This is a genomic window from Halobacterium salinarum DSM 3754, assembly GCF_008124605.1.
Classification (GTDB): domain Archaea; phylum Halobacteriota; class Halobacteria; order Halobacteriales; family Halobacteriaceae; genus Halobacterium; species Halobacterium salinarum.
Genome location: NZ_VRYN01000009.1, coordinates 18,245 through 34,454 on the forward strand (window position 1 = coordinate 18,245; position 16,210 = coordinate 34,454).

Here is a 16,210-nt window from a genome sequence, read left to right on the forward strand (position 1 = left end):
CTTAAAGTATCGACATTAAGTCTTTGGCGGCACTTGCGGTGCGTAATGCCGCCCGTCCCAAGAAGTACGTGGAAGGGGTATCTCGTGGTGTTTACCCCCGGAGTGAGGGAAGGGAACTACTCAGAACCGGGGCCGTATCTCCGGGCGGCTTCCCGAAGGTCATTATTGGCGAATTGAAGATACCGTTCTGTGGTTTCAATCTTCGAGTGGCCCATTAGTTTCTGTAATCGGCGGGTATCCATTCCATTTTTGATACTTTGGACGGCGAAACTGTGCCTTAGAACGTGTGCCGTCACTTTTCCCCGGACGTTACCTGCGGCGTCTGTGTGAACAGTAGACTGTAATCCTGCCCGTTCTGCGGCTTCTTTGACGAGTCGGGTGATACGGTTAGGGTCAATCTGTTCTGAGTGAGTGGTCGGAAAGAGGTAATCGCTTCCAGCTGTTGCCAGAGATTTACGGTTGACATTGAGCCACCGATTTAGGAGAGTGTCAAGTTCGGACTGGTAGTAGACAGTACGGTTCTGGTGGGTTTTGTTTGCCCGGACTTTGATTGCCCGTTCGTCTGTGTCAATGTCTTCTAAGCGGGTTTCTGTTAGTTCTGTGCGGCGTAATCCCGTATGGTAGAGTAGCCGGACAATTAGCTCATTACGTAGCCGGGGGTTTGGTACGTTATCGGCTAAACTGTCTATTTCGTCCGGTTCAAGGTATTGAACGCCCTCCTTCAGATTTTGCTCTTTCTTAGTTCCGTTCTTTAGCGCCGTCCATCCTGATAAGTCAAGGTCTTCGGCGGGGTTCTCTGTTTCAGGGATACTCATAGAAGGGTCTTCAGCCATACGAGAGGCTTCCTGATAGAACATTGATATAGAAGATTCTCGCATCGAGACTGTTCCGCCAGCATATCCCCCGTTGTTTAGCATTTGTCGGAGGTACGTTCTAACGTCGTGGGTAGTAGCGTCCCAAAGTGTCTTAGCGCCCCTGTCACGGCTGTTAGGGTCGTAATCTTTAGCTCCGGGATTCTCTAACCACTCTGTCCAGTCTCTTACGTCCTGAGTGTACCTGTTAGCGGTTCCCTCCGCTTTTTTTGTAGTCTGACGGTTGTGAAATTCCGAAATAACCGCTTTGCTGTCCATTATTCAACCCTCCAATAGTACGCGTTTGAGGAACGAACCTGCCCGGTTCTGTTCGATAACCTTTCGAGAGTTTCGGAAACGTCGCTGGTATCGGCACCGATACGGGCCGCAACTTCCCGAGGTTTTTGTCCAACACTCTCCGGTTTAGGTTCCTGAGGTCCGGGGGCGTATGTTTCGGGCGCAGTTGGTAATACTTCAAGTAGCACCTGTTCCAGACTAAACAATTCCTCAGACTCTTTTTCCCGACTGACCGCTTTCACTTCGTCCTGTATGTCTTCGACTGTCCTTTCCAGCCGAGTGAGAGAATCCAGTACCTCACTATCTTCTACTGTTCCTGTGTCGGCCTGTGCGGTGCGTGGGGCCGCCTCTGTGTCTGTTATCTCCCGTTGGACAGAAAGCCGTATCAAGTGGCTAAGACTGTCGTACTCCGGGCCTTCGGCGGCGTCTTCCCATTCCTCTTTGACCGACTCATCAATCCGAAAGGCGACGGTGGTTTTCTCTGCCATCTACCCGAAACGTCTCACGGTGGCTCCTTAGTGTTTACGCTGTTAATACATAATAGGCGAGTTGTGCCAGTACTCCTGTGAGGACCGCGACGGCCTCGCGACCGACTGGCACCGCGTCCACCTGGGGTCGCGGGCGGTCGGCGGCGCCGGCGTCGTGATGACCGAAGCCACCGCCGTCGAGGAGCGCGGCCGCATCTCCCCCGAGGACCTCGGCATCTGGAGCGACGAGCACGGCGAGGCGCTGGCACCCGTCGCCGAGTTCATCAGCGACCAGGGCGCGACGCCCGCCATCCAGCTCGCCCACGCCGGCCGAAAGGCCGGTACCGCGCGCATCTGGGGTGACGACAGCGGCCCCGTCCCGCTCGACGAGGGTGGCTGGGATCCGGTCGCACCGAGCGCCGATCCCTACCCCTACGAGGACGACGAGCGCGACACCCGGAAGCTCTCCACGGCGGACATAGAAGACGTCGTGGAGGCGTTCCGCGACGCCGCGCGGCGCGCCAACGAGGCCGGCTTCGAGGTCGCGGAGATCCACGCCGCCCACGGCTACCTCATCCACCAGTTCCTGTCGCCGGTGTCGAACCACCGCGACGACGAGTACGGCGGCAGCTTCGAGAACCGCACGCGGCTGGCCCGCGAAGTCACGTCGGCGGTCCGCGAGGAGTGGCCCGACGACAAGCCCGTGTTCGTGCGCATCTCCGCGACCGACTGGATCGACGACCGCGACTCCTGGACCGTCGAGGAGTCCGTCCAGCTCGCTGACGACCTGCACGCGCTGGGCGCGGACCTGATCGACGTCTCCACCGCCGGCATCCACCCCGACCAGGACATCCAGTCCGGCGGGCCCAACTACCAGCTGCAGTTCGCCGAGCGCATCAACGCCGACACCGAGCGCGACGTCGCCGTCGGCACCGTGGGCGGCATCCAGAGCGCCGAGCAGGCCGACGCCATCGTGCGCAACGACCGCGCCGACCTCGCGATCGTGGGTCGGGAGTTCCTCCGCGATCCGTACTTCCCCCTGCACGCCGCCCGCGAACTCGGCCGCGAGGACGCCGCCGACGTGCCCCCGCAGTACCGCCGCGGGTTCCAGTGATACGCGCCCGGGGACGTCACGCCGGCTCGAAGCGGTAGCCGTCCCAGCGCTGGCTCTCGGGCTCGCGGATGCCCGCGCCGGGCGCCCGGAGTTCAGCGCAGTAGACGGGGTCGACCGCGGCCCCGATTTCGATGCCGTCGGCCGTCGTGAGCTGGCCGAGCGCGCGCACCGCCTCGCCGTCCACCTCGAACTCGACGATGGCGAGGTGGTTCGGCTCGCGCACGCCCGGCGGCGTCGCCGTCGACGTGGTCCACGTCACGACCTCGCCGGTGCGCTCGGCGAGATCGACGGTCTCGGTCTGTGGGGCACCACAGTCCGGACACCGCGCGTGTCCGGGGTAGCTCAGGTGGCCGTTCTCGCAGCGGTGCGCGTCGAGGCCTGGCTCGGTGCTGTCGTGGTCGTCGCTCATGGCTGTTCGAGGATGGTGGTGGTCACGCAGTTGCCGAACCCGCCGACGTTGCACGCCAGGCCGACCTCGGCGTCGACCTGCCGGTCGCCCGCGGTTCCGAGCAACTGCTGGTAGAGTTCGTACGCCTGTGCGACGCCGCTGGCGCCCAGCGGGTGGCCTTTCGACTTGAGGCCGCCCGAGGTGTTGATCGGGAGGTCGCCGTCGCGGTCGGTGACGCCGTCCCGGACGGCTTTCCAGCCCGCGCCCTTCTCGAAGAACCCGAGATCCTCGCTCTGCAGGAACTCCAGGATGGTGAACATGTCGTGGAGTTCGGCCACGTCGATGTCGTCGGGGCCACGACCCGCCATCTCGTAGGCCTGCTCCGCGGACTCGACGACCCCGCGCATCGTCGTGGGGTCGTCGCGCTCGTGGACGACGTGGGTGTCGGTCGCACCCGCAACCCCCGAGATCACGACGTAGTCGTCGGTGTACTCCGCGGCGACGGATTCCGGGCACAGCACCAGCGCGGCGCTGCCGTCCGTGATGGGGCAGAAGTCGTACAGCCGCAGCGGGTCCGCGACCATGGGGGAGTCCAGGACCGTCTCTAAGTCGACTTCCTTGCGGAACTGCGCGTGGGGGTTGTCGAGGCCGTTGCGGTGGTTCTTGACCGCGACTTTGCCGAGGCTCTCGCGTGGCGCGTCGTACTGGGCGAGGTATTTCCGGGCGGTCAGCCCCGCGAAGCTCGGGAGCGTGACGCCGTGCTTGTACTCCACGGGGTGGGTAAGACTCGCGATGACGTCCGTGGCCTCGCCGGTCGTTCGGTGGGTCATCTTCTCGCCGCCGACCAGCAGCGTCAGGTCGCTCGCGCCCGACGCCACGGACTGCCAGGCGGCGTAGATGCCGGCACCGCCGGAGGAACTGGTCTGGTCGATGCGAGCCGTGTACGCCGGCATCGCGGCGAGATCGTGGGCCAGCGCGTTCGGCACACCGGTCTGTCCCTCGAACTCGCCGCTCGCCATGTTCGAGACGTAGAGGTGGTCGACGTCGTCGCCGTCCACGCCGGCGTCGGTGAGCGCGGCGTCGCCGGCCTCCGCGAGGAGCGCCAGCAGCCACGCGTCCCGGTCGCCGAACGCGGTCATCGACGCGCCGATGATTGCTACGCGGTCCATGGGTTGACTGTCGGCCACCCCGACTATTTACTTTTGCACCGACGCCCGCGGTCGTCGGTCCGCCCGAACCCGGGTGGTCAGAGTCCGACGGCGTCGGCAAGCAGCTCGTGGGAGCGCAGCGCCGCGTCGTGGTCCGGGACGATCTGCTGGACCATGACCTCCTCGACGCCGACGCGGTCCGCCAGCTGTTCGAACAGCCCAGCCAGCGTCTCCGGGCTGCCCGAAATCGCGCGCGGCCAGTCCCCTTCGGGAAGCGTCTCGGGGGTGGGATCGGGCACGCCCCCGAGTTCGTCGATGGCTTCCTCGACGCCCGGGGTGGTGCCGACCGTGCCGCGTTTCATGCGCTGGTAGGACGCCTCGGCGGACGCCCGCCGTCGCGCCGCGGCCGCATCGGTGTCCGCACAGACGGCGTTCACCGCGACCATGCCGGTTGGTTCGTCGACGCCACCGGGCAGCGTGGACGCGGTGAACGACTCCCGGTAGACGTCGAACGCGCGGGTCGCGAACTGTGGGCGGATGAACGCCGCGAAACAGTACCGCAGCCCGAGTTCGCCGGCGATGGCAGCACTGGACGGACTGGATCCCAGGAGCCACGGCTGTGGCGGCTCGTCGTCGCCACCGGGGACCGCGATCCCGCTGTACGCGTGGTCCTCGGGGAAGTCGTCGTGGAGGTGGCCGAGGACCGCTTTGACTGCGTCCGTGTGGTCGCCGTCCGGATCCGAGGAGTGGCGGTCGGTTTCGAGCGCGCGGTCGACCGCGGGCGAGCCGTTGGCCCGTCCCAGGCCGGCGTCGACGCGGCCGGGTGCGAGCCCGTCGAGCGCGCCGAACTGTTCGGCCACCTTCAGCGGGCTGTAGTGGTTCACCAGCACCGCCCCCGATCCCAGGCGGATTCGGTCGGTTTCGGCGGCTAGGTGCCCCAGCAGGACTTCCGGGGTGGTGCCGGCAAGCGTCTCCATGCCGTGGTGTTCGGCGACCCAGAAGCGTTTGTAGCCGAGATCGTCGGCCTGTTGGGCCGCCGCGACGGTGTTGGCGTAGGCGTCGGCGGCAGTGCCGCCGTCCGGGACCGGAGACAAGTCGACAACGGAGAGGTCCATGCCAGTGCTCGGGCGCTCCGCGAGAAAACAATTCGCCTACCAGCAGGGATCGGCGACACCGGCTGAAAGCCAAACGTTGACGTGCAATGCACACGAGGGTACGGTCGACAGAACCGATGTCGCCACAGCGCCACGACGTCGATCCGGGTGCGGTCGCACACCACCGGGGGGCAGTCGACACCGACGACGTTGCCGAGCTCGCCGAGCGATTGCACAGCGCGGACGCCGACGAGCGCTCGGGGGCCGCCTGGCGGCTGGTTGAGGCGGCCGGAACGGAGCCGACGGCGGTTCGCGCCCATCTCGAAGCGATCGTGGCGCGCGCCGACGACGAGGACGTGTGGGTTCGACGCGGGGTGACCTGGGTGATCGCGGAGCTCGCCGAGCGCCAGCCCGACGCCCTCTCGATGAAGTTCTCGGAGCTCGTGGCGCTCACGGACGCCGACGACGAGCTGGTGCGCCAGAACGGCGCGGTGGCGGTCGCCGGCGTGACCAAGCGCTACCCCGAGCGCGCGACCGCGGGGTTGTCGACGCTCGCGTCGCTGACCCACGATGCCGACCCGTTGTTGGCGCGGTACGCCGAGGACGCCGTCGCGGAGGTGGCGGCGGAGATCGCGGCGCGCGCCGAGGACGCCGGCTATCCGATGCTCGTTCGCACCACCGCCGAGTACGCGGCGTTGCTGCCCGACGACCTCACGGTGGTGACCACCGACGACAGCGAGGACGGGCCGCCGGATCCGGTATCGGTGTCGTTCGGGGCGGATGCTCCGGTGGCCGTTGATGCCGCCGACCGCGGTGACGAGAGTGCGGCCCCCGGTCACCCGCCTGCAGAGGTCCCGGATGCCCCTTCGGTGGGGGTCTCACAGGCGGATCTCACGCCCGGCCTGGAGCTGCGGGAGACCGTGTTGACGACCGACTTCCGGGCGACCATCACCGACGACACCCTGGAGCACGGGCTGGTGACGCTGCGCCGGCTCAACGCAGCCACGGCGAACGGGACCGACAGCCGGGTGGTGGAGGCGTTCCAGCGCGCGCTCAAGCGGTGGGCCGCCGTCGACGAATACCCCCACATCGAGCGCGTGCTGGGGACCGGCGACACGTGGATCGCCACGCGATACGACGGCGCGGAGACGCTGGCCCGCCGGGGGCCGCCGGCGACGCTGAGCGAGGCACAGTGGGTGGTCGACCGGGTGACGCGGGCGGTGAGCTACGCGCACGCTCGGGGCGTCGTTCACGGCGGCCTGCATCCGGGTGCGGTGCGGTTCGTGGAGACGTCGGTCGGCGCGTGGGACGCCCCCGTGGTGGCCGACTGGGGGTTCGCGCACGCAGCGAGCGGCCACCACAGCCCCCCGATCCCTGCGGGGTTCGCGGCCCCCGAACACCACGACCCGGCGTCGTACGGGCGCTTCGATCAGTCCACGGACGTCTTCGGACTGGGGGCGCTGGCGTACTTCCTGGTGACCGGTGTCTCGCCGCGCGGCGGCGACGGGGTGGTGCCGGCCGCCCAGCAGAACCCGGCGCTGCCCGAACGCGTCGACAGCCTCTTCGAGCGGTCGCTGGCGACCAGCAAGCAGGCGCGCTTCGAGACGGTGCTCGATTTCCAGGCGGCCTTCGACGAGTGCGTGGCCGACCTCCCCGGGGCGTGGCCGGCATGACGGCCGCCGCGCCCGGTCGCGTCCTGGACGCGGTGGCGTTCACGGGGAACGGGTTGGTTGTGGTCGCGGGCGTGGCGTTCACCTACTACGCGGCCCGGAACTACGCCCTTGATCGCCTCGAAGCGCACCGCGATTTCTGGGGGTATCTGACCTACGTCGGGATCGCACTGGCCCTGTTCGGCGGCTGCGGGGTGGCCGAGGTGGTCGGGGTCGGCGGCCGGATCGTGGTGGCGTGCCGCGATCTGGCGTTGCTGTTCGGGATCGTGTTCGTGTCGTTTTCGCTGCGGGAGGTGTATTACGCGAGCGCGCTGGCTCCGGGACCCGGGGAGCGGGCGGTGTCGCTGCCGACGCTGCGGGCCATCGAGTTCGGGTTCGTGGTTGTGATCGCGGTGGAGTGGGTGGCCGTGGTGTTCGTCGGCGGTGGCGCGACAACGGGCATCCTGCGTGGGTGCGTGGCCATCGCGTTCGCCGCCTACGGGGTGGTGTTCAGCGAGCGACTGGAGGGGCTGGCGCACGGCACGGCGGTGGACACGCTGCGCCGGCATCTGGTGTTCGTGTTGGTGGCGGCAACGGGGGTTGCGGTGGTCGACGTGTTGGCGTTGGGGCTGCCGGGGGTGGCCGCCGACAGCGCCCGGTACGTCTTCGTGGTGTTGCTCGCCGGGTTCGTGGTGCCGCCGACGATCCGCCTCCAGCAGTCTGTCGCCGGTGTGACGTAATCCCCCGGGAGGAGCGCCGAGACACCGACACACACTTTAGGCCAGCCTAAATAGTGGCTGCCAATAGATGACCCAGGACATCTGTGTGATCGTGCCAACGATCCGGGAGTACGAGTGCATGCGGTCGTACTTCGAGAACGCCCGCCAGCACGGCTTCGACCTCGATCGGCTGTTCGTCGTGCTCGTCACCGAGGATTTCTGTGACACCGACAGCATGCGCGACCTACTCGCCGCGGAGGATGTCGCGGGTGCCGTCTTCGATGGGGCCGCGCGCGAGCAGTGGTACGACGACCACGACATCGGCGAGTACGACCACCTCGTGCCCGCCGCCAGCCACGCACAAACGTCGTTCGGACTGCTGTACATGTGGGCCCACGACTTCGAGTACGGCGTGTTCATCGACGACGACACGCTGCCACACGACGAGTGGGACTTCTTCGGCCGCCACCTGGAGAACCTCCACCACGAGGGGCCCGTCGAGTCGGTGTCCTCGGACGAGCGCTGGGTGAACGTCCTCTACCAGTCCGACTCGGCACTCTACCCACGGGGGTATCCGTACGCCGCGATGGACGAAACGACGACCACCGGACAGGCCGAGACCGACCACGTCGTCGCCTCACAGGGGCTGTGGACGAACGTGCCCGACCTCGACGCCGTGCGGATCCTGATGGACGGCGATCTCCGCGGGCAGGCACAGACCCGTACCGAAACGGCGGATTTCGACCGCGACTTCGTCGCCGCCGAGGGCGACTACCTCACGGTGTGCTCGATGAACCTGGCGTTCCGCCGGGAGATCATTCCGGCGTTCTACCAGTTCCCGATGGACGACAACGCCTGGGACGTCGGGCGCTTCGACGACATCTGGAGCGGGGTGGTGTTGAAACGCGCCGCCGACGTCGTCGGGGGCGACATCTACAACGGTGCGCCGCTGTGCGAGCACAACAAGGCACCGCGTTCGACGTTCGACGACCTCGCCAACGAGGTCGCGGGGCTCGAACTGAACGAGCACTTCTGGGAGGAGGTCGCGGCCGCTGATCCGGCCACGGAGACGTACGCCGGCGTGGCCGAGGCGGTGGGCCGCCGCCTCGCCGACGGGGAGTACGACAGCTACAACAACGGGGCGTTCCTCAACGAGTGTGGGGAGTATCTGCTGGACTGGGTGGCCTGCCTGGACGCGCTGGCGGACCGCGAGATCGCGGCGGCCGCCGGCGACTGACAGCCCACCACGTCGGGTCGTGTGGATGACCCACAATCACAGCCTCCGGGACTGAACCGGTAGGTATAAGCGGTTTAGGCGAGCCTAATTTTGAGTATGTCCGAGGAATCCGGATTCCGCCGTCGAACGTTCCTTGCAGCAACTGGTGCGGCGACTCTCAGCGGTCTTGCAGGCTGCAGCGGCATGCTCGGCTCCAACAGCAGCACCGACGACCGACCGGGGATCGGTGACTTCCGTGGCTCGGGCGCGATCGTCCAGGACCGCCCCGCTCCCGGGGGCGAATCCATCGAGGACCTCCCCGATCTCGAAGGCGAACTCTCGATCTATCTGGGCGGCGGCGAGGGCGGGCGCTACGTCACGCTCATCGACCTCCTCAACGAGTACTACGACGACTTCAGCGCCACCCAGCAGACCCAGCGCTCCTCACAGCTCGCAAACAACATCGTCACCGAGTACGAGAACGACACCATGCAGGCCGACGTCTTCTGGTCCATTGACGCCGGCTCGCTGGCGTACGTCGCGTCGAACGGCGCGGCACGAACGCTCTCCAGCGGAACCCGGGATCCCGTCCTCTCAGAGCAGTTCACCACCGAACACTGGGTTGGTCTCGCGGGGCGCTCCCGGGCGGTCCCGTACAACACCAACCAGTTCAGCGAATCCGACATCCCCGACAGCGTCGACGCCTTCACGACCGCCGACCGGTTCCAGGGCACGCTCGGCTGGGCACCCACCTACGGCGCGTTCCAAGGGTTCGTCACCGCCATGCGGCAGCTCCGCGGCGACGAAGCAACCCGCGAGTGGCTCACCAGCATGCGCGACCAGACCCCAACCCGGTACAGAAACGAGTACCAGGCCGTCTCGGAAGGCATCACCAACGGTGAAGTGGGTGCCGGGCTTACGAACCACTACTACCCGATGCTCGTGTTCGCCGACCGCCCGGACGCCCCCCTGGACCTCGCGTTCACGCAAAACGACGCCAGCTCGCTGGTCAACACGGCCGGCGCGAGCGTGCTCAAGGGCGCCGACGACCCCGAGCTCGCGGAGCTGTACATCCGCCACCTGCTGTCCGCCGAAGCCCAGGAGTTCCTGGCGACCCGCGGGTTCGCGTTCCCCATGATCGACGGCGTCGACCCGGTCGGCCCGCTGCCGTCCATCGCAGAGCTCTCGCCGCCGGAGATCGACCTGCAGTCGCTGTCGGACGTCCAGCCCACGGTCAAACTGCTCAAAGACGTCGGCATCCTCTCGTAACGATGGCTGCACGCGAGCGACTCGCCCGCATCCGGAGCGCTGTCGTCAGCGGCGACGACGACGAACCGGGGCTGTCGCTCGCAGTGCTTGCGGGAGCCGTCGCAGCGTTCGTGTCCCTGCCCCTGGCTGGCCTGCTCGTGCGCGCGTCGAACTACGGGCTGGGACACTTCCTCGACGTCTTCGCCGACACCAGCAGCCTGGACGTGCTGGTGAACAGCCTCTCGCTGGTTGGCTTGGTGACGGTGGGCTGTGTGCTCGTGGGCGTTCCGCTTGCCGTGTTGACCGTGCAGACCGATCTGCCCGGCCGCCGCGCGTGGACGATCATCGCCGCGCTCCCGCTGGTCGTGCCCAGCTACATCGGCGCGTTCACGTTCGTCTCGGCGTTCGGCCCCCGGGGCGATCTCGCGGGCGCGCTCGGCGTGATCGGCATCGAGCGCATCCCCTCGATCTACGGGCTCCACGGCGCCGCACTCGTGCTCATCCTGTTCACGTATCCCTACGTGTTCCTCACAACGCGGGCGGCGCTGCTGTCCTTCGACGGCACACTGGTCGAGGCCGCGCGCACGTTGAACCACTCGCGGTGGCAGGCGTTCCGCCGCATCACGGTGCCACAGATCCTGCCCGGTGTGGCGGCCGGTGGGCTGCTGGCGGCGCTGTACGCGCTCTCGGATTTCGGCACGCCGTCGATCATGCGCTACGAGGTGTACACCCAGCAGATCTTCGTCGCCCAGGGCAGCCTGGGGGTGCCCGAGGGGTATCCGGCGCTGCTGTCGATCCAGTTGCTGGCCGTGGTGGCGGTCGTGCTCGCGCTCGAATCCCGCATCGGCGACGGCGACACCGCCTACGTCTCTCGGGGTGCCAGCCAGCCCGGCCGGGTCTCCCTCGGCGTGTGGAAGTGGCCGGCGTTGGCGTTCTGCACCGCCATCGCGGTGCTGTCGCTGGGCGTCCCCCTGGGGGTGCTTGCGTGGTGGTTCCAGCGGGCCGGGGACGCCATCTTCGAGTTCGATCCGATGATCGCGTGGAACTCGCTGAAGGTGGCGGTGGCTGCCGCGGGGGTGGCGACGGTGCTCGCGTTGCCCGTCGCCGGATACGCCGCGCGGTCGTCCTCGCGGCTGTCGATGGTCTCCGACCGGCTCACGTACGTTGGGTACGCCATCCCCGGGGTCGTGATCGCGCTGTCGCTGGTGTTCCTGTCCACGGAGTTCGTGCAGTCGCTGGTCAAGACGGTGCCGCTGCTCGTGTTCGCGTACGTGGTGCGGTTCCTCCCGCAGGCCGTCGGATCCGTTCGGTCCTCGGTCCTCCAGGTGGACCCGAAGCTCACCGAGGCCGCGCGCACGCTGGGCCGGTCGTCGACGGACGCGTTCCGGTCGGTGACGCTGCCGCTGATCGCGCCCGGCGTTGCGGCGGGCGCGGCGCTCGTGTTCCTCACCACGATGAAGGAGCTGCCGGCGACACTGATGCTCCGTCCGATAGGTTTTGAAACCCTGGTGTCGTACATCTGGCTGGTTCGGGGAGCCGGGTCGTACGGCGCTGCTGCGGTGCCCGCGCTGGTGCTCGTGGGCGTCTCAGCGCTGTCGATGGTTGTGATCCTCGCACAGGAACGATACAATGGCTGAATCAGCTTCCAGACGCCACGCCGACGATACGTCCAGATCGACCGCCGAGTTCTCGGATTCCGACACGGTCCTCGAACTCGACGGTGTGACAAAGGAGTACGGCGCCGAAACCGCTGTGCGTGATCTCTCGCTGTCCGTTCGGGAGGGGGAGCTCCTCACGCTGCTGGGGCCGTCGGGCTGCGGGAAGACCACGACGCTGCGGATGCTCGCGGGCCTGGAGCGGCCCACCGGCGGCACCATCGAACTCGACGCCCAGCGGGTCGCCGGGCCGGACACGTTCGTCGCCGCCGAGGACCGCGAGATCGGCATCGTGTTCCAGGATTTCGCGCTGTTCCCGCATCTCTCCGTGGCGGAGAACGTGGCGTTCGGGCTGACCGACCGCGACGAGGACGCGACCGCTGCCCGCGTCGATGAGATGCTCGCGCTCGTGGACATGCCCGAGATGGGGGATCGCTCCGTCGACCAGCTCTCGGGCGGCCAACAGCAACGCGTGGCCGTCGCGCGCAGCCTCGCGCCCGAGCCGGACATCCTCCTGCTCGACGAGCCGTTCTCGAACCTCGACGTTCGGCTGCGCGTGGAGATGCGCGAGGAGGTGCGGCGCATCCTCAAGGAGGCCGGCGTCACCGCCGTATCGGTCACCCACGACCAGGAGGAGGCGCTGTCGATCTCCGACCGCGTCGCCGTCCTCAACGACGGCTGCATCGAGCAGGTAGGCGACCCTGAAGGCGTGTTCGAGCACCCCGAGTCCCGGTTCGTCGCGTCGTTCCTGGGGCAGGCGGCGTTCCTCTCGGCGCGCGTCGGCAGCGACACCGTCGACACCGCCGTGGGGTCGTACGACCGCGCGCTCCTGGCGGGGCTGACCGACGGCTACCAGGGCGCGATGGTTGACGTGCTCGTGCGCCCCGACGACCTGCGCGCCGCGCCCGTGGCCGACGCCACCGGTGCCGGCAACGGCACGATCGTGAAACGGCAGTACACCGGGCCGTCGTTCATCTACCACGTGGAACTGGACAACGGCGACGTGGTGCGGTGTCTGCACAACCACGCGGACAACATGGCGATCGCCGAGCCGGTGGCCGTCTCCCTGGTCAGCGACCACGCCCTGGCCTGGTACCCCACGGAGTGATGGTGCGGCTCCGTCGCGCGCTGCGGTCGCGCCCGCTCGTGGTGGCCGCGCTCGCGGCGGCCGCGGCGGTGGTGGCGTTCGCCACCGCCACGCTCGTGTTTCCGTACCGGTCGTTGAACCACGACGAGGCCGTCTACCTCCAGCAGGCCGCACTGCTGCTTGACGGACGACTGTTCCTGCAGCCGCCGGTCGCCGACGCGTTCCGGCCGTGGTTTTTCGTCTCCTCGCCGCGGGGGCTGTATTCGAAGTACGCGCCCGTGACCGCGGCGATCTACGCCGCCGGCCGGCTGGCCGGTGACTACCAGTACGCGCTGTCGGCGGTGGCGGCGGGCAACGTCGCGCTCCTCTACGGGGTGGTGCGGGACGCCTGGGACCACCGCACGGCGGCCGTCGCCGCGGTGTCGCTGCTGGCGTCACCGCTGTTCGTCGTGCAGTCGGGGGTGTTCCTTCCGTACGCGCCGACGACGCTGTTGAACCTCGCGTTCGCGTTCGCGTACTTCCGCGCCGAACGCACCGACAGCACCGTGTGGGCGGGCGTCGCCGGCGTCGCTGTCGGGCTGGCGTTCTTCGCGCGGCCGTACACGGCGGTGCTGTTCGCAGCGCCGTTCATCGCACACGCGGGCTGGACGCTGTGGGCGGCCGCGCCGGCGTGGCCCGACTGCGTGGCGCGCCGCGCCGCCACCGCAGGGCTGGGGGCGGCCGGCGTCGCCGTGGCGCTGGGCTACAACGCCGTCGTGACCGGCGATCCGCTGGTGTTCCCCTACGAGGCGTTCGCCCCCCTGGACGGGCTGGGGTTCGGCCACCGTGAGATCCTCGGCTACGACCAGTTGTACACGCTCTCGCTTGCGCTGCGGTCGAACGCCGAGGTGGTCGGGTCGTTCCTCCGCAACTGGGCACCGTTCGGCGCGCTCGGCAGCGTGCTCGCGGTGGTCGGCGGTGCCGTCGTGGCGCGCCGCGAGGCGTGGACGTGGCGGCGTGCCGTGCTCGGCGGCGTCGCGGTGAGCGTGTGTGGCGGCAACCTCGCGTTCTGGGGGAACCGCAACATCCTCGGCAGCCTCCCCGATCACACGGACGGGCTGATCCACGCCCTGGGGCCGTACTACCATTTCGACGTGCTGGTGCCGGTGAGCGCGTTCGCCGCCGTGGGCGTGCTGGCGGTCGTGGATCGCGCGCGCCGCGTCGCAGCGGTCCGTGTCGGCCGGCAGTCGGGTGTTGCCGTGGTGCTCGTTGTCGGCCTGGTGTTGGGCGCGAGCGCCGTGGCTGCGACGGCCCCACCGGTCACGGAGAACACCGACGTGACCGCCAACTACGCGGCCGCCTACCAGCCCTTCGAGCCGTCGCCGCCGGAGAACGCCGTGGTGTTCGTGCCGGACCCCTACGGGGACTGGCTGAACCATCCGTTCCAACCGCTCCGCAACACGCCCGGGTTCGACGGGCCGACCGTGTACGCCGCCGGGGACCGGGCCCCAGCGGTTGCGGCCGCCTACCCGGACCGCGACCTCTACCGGTACACGTATCGGGGGGCGTGGTCGCCCCAGGGTGATACCCCCGTCGAGCCGGTGCTGCGGGAGGTGTCGCTGGTCACGGGTGAGGCGGTCACGGCGACGGCGTCGTTCGGCGTGCCGTCCTGGACGGCGGGCGCGACTGTGACCGTGACCGCGGGCGGCGAGCGCGCCCACTACGCGCTGACGGGCGTGGACAACCGCAGTCGGGCGACAGTCGACATGCATGTGGCCGACGGGCGCGTCACGCTCAGCGGGCCGGTGGCGGGAGCAGACGCTGATTCGGTGCCGGTCAACGGGTCCACGGTGTCCATGTCGGTGCTCGTCGATGGCGGGTACGGTGCCGGGTTCAGATACCGAGTTGAGTTGCCGGTGTCGACGGCCGGCCAGCAGTACCGCGCGGTGACGCCGTCGCGGTCGCTGTGCACTGACCTCCAGGTGTGTGGGGGGCCGTCGTCGACGTACGTCCCCGGCAGCGGCCCCGAGGGGGCGTGGATCAACGTGTCGGTGGCAACCGGCCGCCGGACGGCGGCTACGGGAGGCGTTCCTCGGCGCAGACTTTGAGGATCGAGCCGAGGATCTCCGCGCCGCCCTCCAGGGGGTCGAGTTTCGTGTCGCCGAGGCGGTCGGCGTACCCGATGGGTTCCTCGATGACGTCGTAGTTCCGGCACAGCGGCCGGATCAACAGCTCCGCCGAGAGGCCGGTGTTCTGCGTCCAGTCGATGGCGTCGATGACCGGCGCGCGGTAGGCCCGCATTCCGGTGGTGGTGTCGTGGACGCGCTCGCCGACGAGCAGCGACGTGATGGCGGCGAACGCGGCGTTCCCGAGGCGGTTGAACGCGGGCATCGTGTCGGCACCCCAGTAGAGGCGGTCGCCGCTGACCACGTCGTAGCCCTCGTTGATGCGCGCGAGGAACGCCGGGATGCGCTCCATGGGGTAGGTGTTGTCGCAGTCCGTGGTGATCACGACCGGCGTGTCCGCGGCGTCGAGGGCGGCGGCGACGGCGACGCCGTACCCCTGGGGCTCCTGTTCGATGACGGTGGCGCCGTGTTCGCGGGCGATCTCCGGGGTACGGTCGCTAGAGCCGTCGACGCAGACGACGCGTGCGCGGTCGTCGGTGGCGTCGGCGATGTCAGTGAGCACGGTGTCGATGGCGGCGGCTTCGTTGTACGTCCCCATTGCGACGGTCACGTCGTCGAGGGTGTACGACCGGTCGTGCATTGGCCCTGCGTAGCCCGCACAGCCATTTTAGGCTTGCCAAAAACGGGCTGTGGTGAAAAACCATAAATACGTTCACTCCCATCACCGCATGAGACACCGGAACGAGTTTCCAACAATGAGTGATGCCGACACGGATGCTACGACGGACGAGCACGACACCACTGTGCTCGTTGTCGACGACGAACGCGGGCTCGCAGATTTATACACAATCTCAGTACATCACAAAGCCGCTTAGTTAGAACGTCTGCTTGCTGAAGGTGTGTCTACGACCCAGCAAGCAGACAGTGAGATTCACGAGGACCAGCTCCTTAACTTCCTCGTCAACTGCCTTGACGAGGAAGTTTCTCTCAACCTCGCCAACAACGCTGAAATCGGTGCAGAGGACATCTACGAGGTCCTCGTCGGCGCGACCGCCGACGGGACCTCGATCTCGACGCTGTGCAACTCCAGTGAAGACTCCCCATCGGCGAACACGATTCTCTATCATCTACGGACGAAGTTCGAGCCGGAACGGCTCGAACGCGTCGCTAAT

At 67.6% G+C, this 16,210-nt stretch carries 14 protein-coding genes and 1 pseudogene; 9 read left to right on the forward strand and 6 right to left on the reverse strand.

Features of this window, described 5'->3' with window-relative positions:
- Positions 1–116: 116 nt before the first annotated feature.
- The gene (locus tag APQ99_RS10905) at positions 117–1,130 is read right to left on the reverse strand and encodes a tyrosine-type recombinase/integrase (protein ID WP_136361281.1); all 1,014 of its coding nucleotides are present in this window, start codon (positions 1,128–1,130) and stop codon (positions 117–119) included.
- The gene (locus APQ99_RS10910) at positions 1,130–1,636 is read right to left on the reverse strand and encodes a hypothetical protein (protein WP_136361280.1); all 507 of its coding nucleotides are present in this window, start codon (positions 1,634–1,636) and stop codon (positions 1,130–1,132) included. Before APQ99_RS10910 ends, APQ99_RS10905 begins: the two co-directional genes overlap by 1 nt.
- Positions 1,637–1,685: 49 nt before the next feature.
- Between APQ99_RS10910 and APQ99_RS10915 the strand changes: the two genes are divergently transcribed.
- Positions 1,686–2,729, forward strand: coding sequence for an NADH:flavin oxidoreductase/NADH oxidase (locus tag APQ99_RS10915; RefSeq protein ID WP_394347179.1), 1,044 nt, complete (start codon positions 1,686–1,688; stop codon positions 2,727–2,729).
- Positions 2,730–2,745: 16 nt separating this feature from the next.
- Here the strand turns inward: APQ99_RS10915 and APQ99_RS10920 are convergent, their stop codons facing one another.
- The 3 genes from APQ99_RS10920 to APQ99_RS10930 form a co-directional block, all read right to left on the reverse strand.
- A complete protein-coding gene (locus APQ99_RS10920) occupies positions 2,746–3,138 on the reverse strand; it encodes a Zn-ribbon domain-containing OB-fold protein (protein ID WP_136361279.1) in 393 nt (130 codons plus the stop codon).
- Positions 3,135–4,286 (reverse strand): thiolase family protein, encoded by a 1,152-nt coding sequence (locus tag APQ99_RS10925; RefSeq protein ID WP_010902657.1) that lies wholly within the window; start codon positions 4,284–4,286, stop codon positions 3,135–3,137. Before APQ99_RS10925 ends, APQ99_RS10920 begins: the two co-directional genes overlap by 4 nt.
- Positions 4,287–4,363: 77 nt before the next feature.
- The gene (locus APQ99_RS10930) at positions 4,364–5,380 is read right to left on the reverse strand and encodes an LLM class flavin-dependent oxidoreductase (protein ID WP_136361278.1); all 1,017 of its coding nucleotides are present in this window, start codon (positions 5,378–5,380) and stop codon (positions 4,364–4,366) included.
- A gap of 116 nt (positions 5,381–5,496) precedes the next feature.
- Between APQ99_RS10930 and APQ99_RS10935 the strand changes: the two genes are divergently transcribed.
- The 7 genes from APQ99_RS10935 (at position 5,497) to APQ99_RS10965 (ending at position 15,020) form a co-directional block, all read left to right on the forward strand.
- Positions 5,497–7,032, forward strand: a complete 1,536-nt coding sequence (locus tag APQ99_RS10935; RefSeq protein ID WP_229373415.1) for a protein kinase family protein — start codon at positions 5,497–5,499, stop codon at positions 7,030–7,032.
- Positions 7,029–7,748 carry a hypothetical protein gene (locus APQ99_RS10940; protein WP_010902654.1) on the forward strand — a complete coding sequence of 240 codons (720 nt, stop codon included), beginning with the start codon at positions 7,029–7,031 and terminating at the stop codon, positions 7,746–7,748. The genes APQ99_RS10935 and APQ99_RS10940 overlap by 4 nt, the downstream gene beginning before the upstream one ends.
- Positions 7,749–7,815: 67 nt before the next feature.
- The gene (locus tag APQ99_RS10945) at positions 7,816–8,964 is read left to right on the forward strand and encodes an alpha-1 4-glucan-protein synthase (protein WP_136361276.1); all 1,149 of its coding nucleotides are present in this window, start codon (positions 7,816–7,818) and stop codon (positions 8,962–8,964) included.
- Between the two features lie 96 nt (positions 8,965–9,060).
- Positions 9,061–10,212: an iron ABC transporter substrate-binding protein gene (locus APQ99_RS10950; RefSeq protein ID WP_136361275.1), complete on the forward strand. Its 1,152-nt coding sequence runs from the start codon at positions 9,061–9,063 to the stop codon at positions 10,210–10,212.
- A gap of 2 nt (positions 10,213–10,214) precedes the next feature.
- On the forward strand, positions 10,215–11,828 hold the full coding sequence (locus tag APQ99_RS10955) for an ABC transporter permease (protein ID WP_010902650.1): 1,614 nt from the start codon (positions 10,215–10,217) through the stop codon (positions 11,826–11,828).
- Positions 11,821–12,954 (forward strand): ABC transporter ATP-binding protein, encoded by a 1,134-nt coding sequence (locus tag APQ99_RS10960; protein ID WP_136361274.1) that lies wholly within the window; start codon positions 11,821–11,823, stop codon positions 12,952–12,954. The genes APQ99_RS10955 and APQ99_RS10960 overlap by 8 nt, the downstream gene beginning before the upstream one ends.
- The gene (locus APQ99_RS10965; RefSeq protein WP_136361273.1) at positions 12,954–15,020 is read left to right on the forward strand and encodes an ArnT family glycosyltransferase; all 2,067 of its coding nucleotides are present in this window, start codon (positions 12,954–12,956) and stop codon (positions 15,018–15,020) included. Before APQ99_RS10960 ends, APQ99_RS10965 begins: the two co-directional genes overlap by 1 nt.
- Here APQ99_RS10965 and APQ99_RS10970 read toward each other — a convergent pair.
- Positions 14,989–15,678 (reverse strand): dolichyl-phosphate hexose transferase, encoded by a 690-nt coding sequence (locus APQ99_RS10970; protein ID WP_010902647.1) that lies wholly within the window; start codon positions 15,676–15,678, stop codon positions 14,989–14,991. The genes APQ99_RS10965 and APQ99_RS10970 overlap by 32 nt on opposite strands.
- Before the next feature lie 259 nt (positions 15,679–15,937).
- Here APQ99_RS10970 and APQ99_RS10980 point away from each other — a divergent pair.
- A pseudogene (locus tag APQ99_RS10980) lies at positions 15,938–16,210 on the forward strand (ISH3 family transposase); the annotation flags it as partial.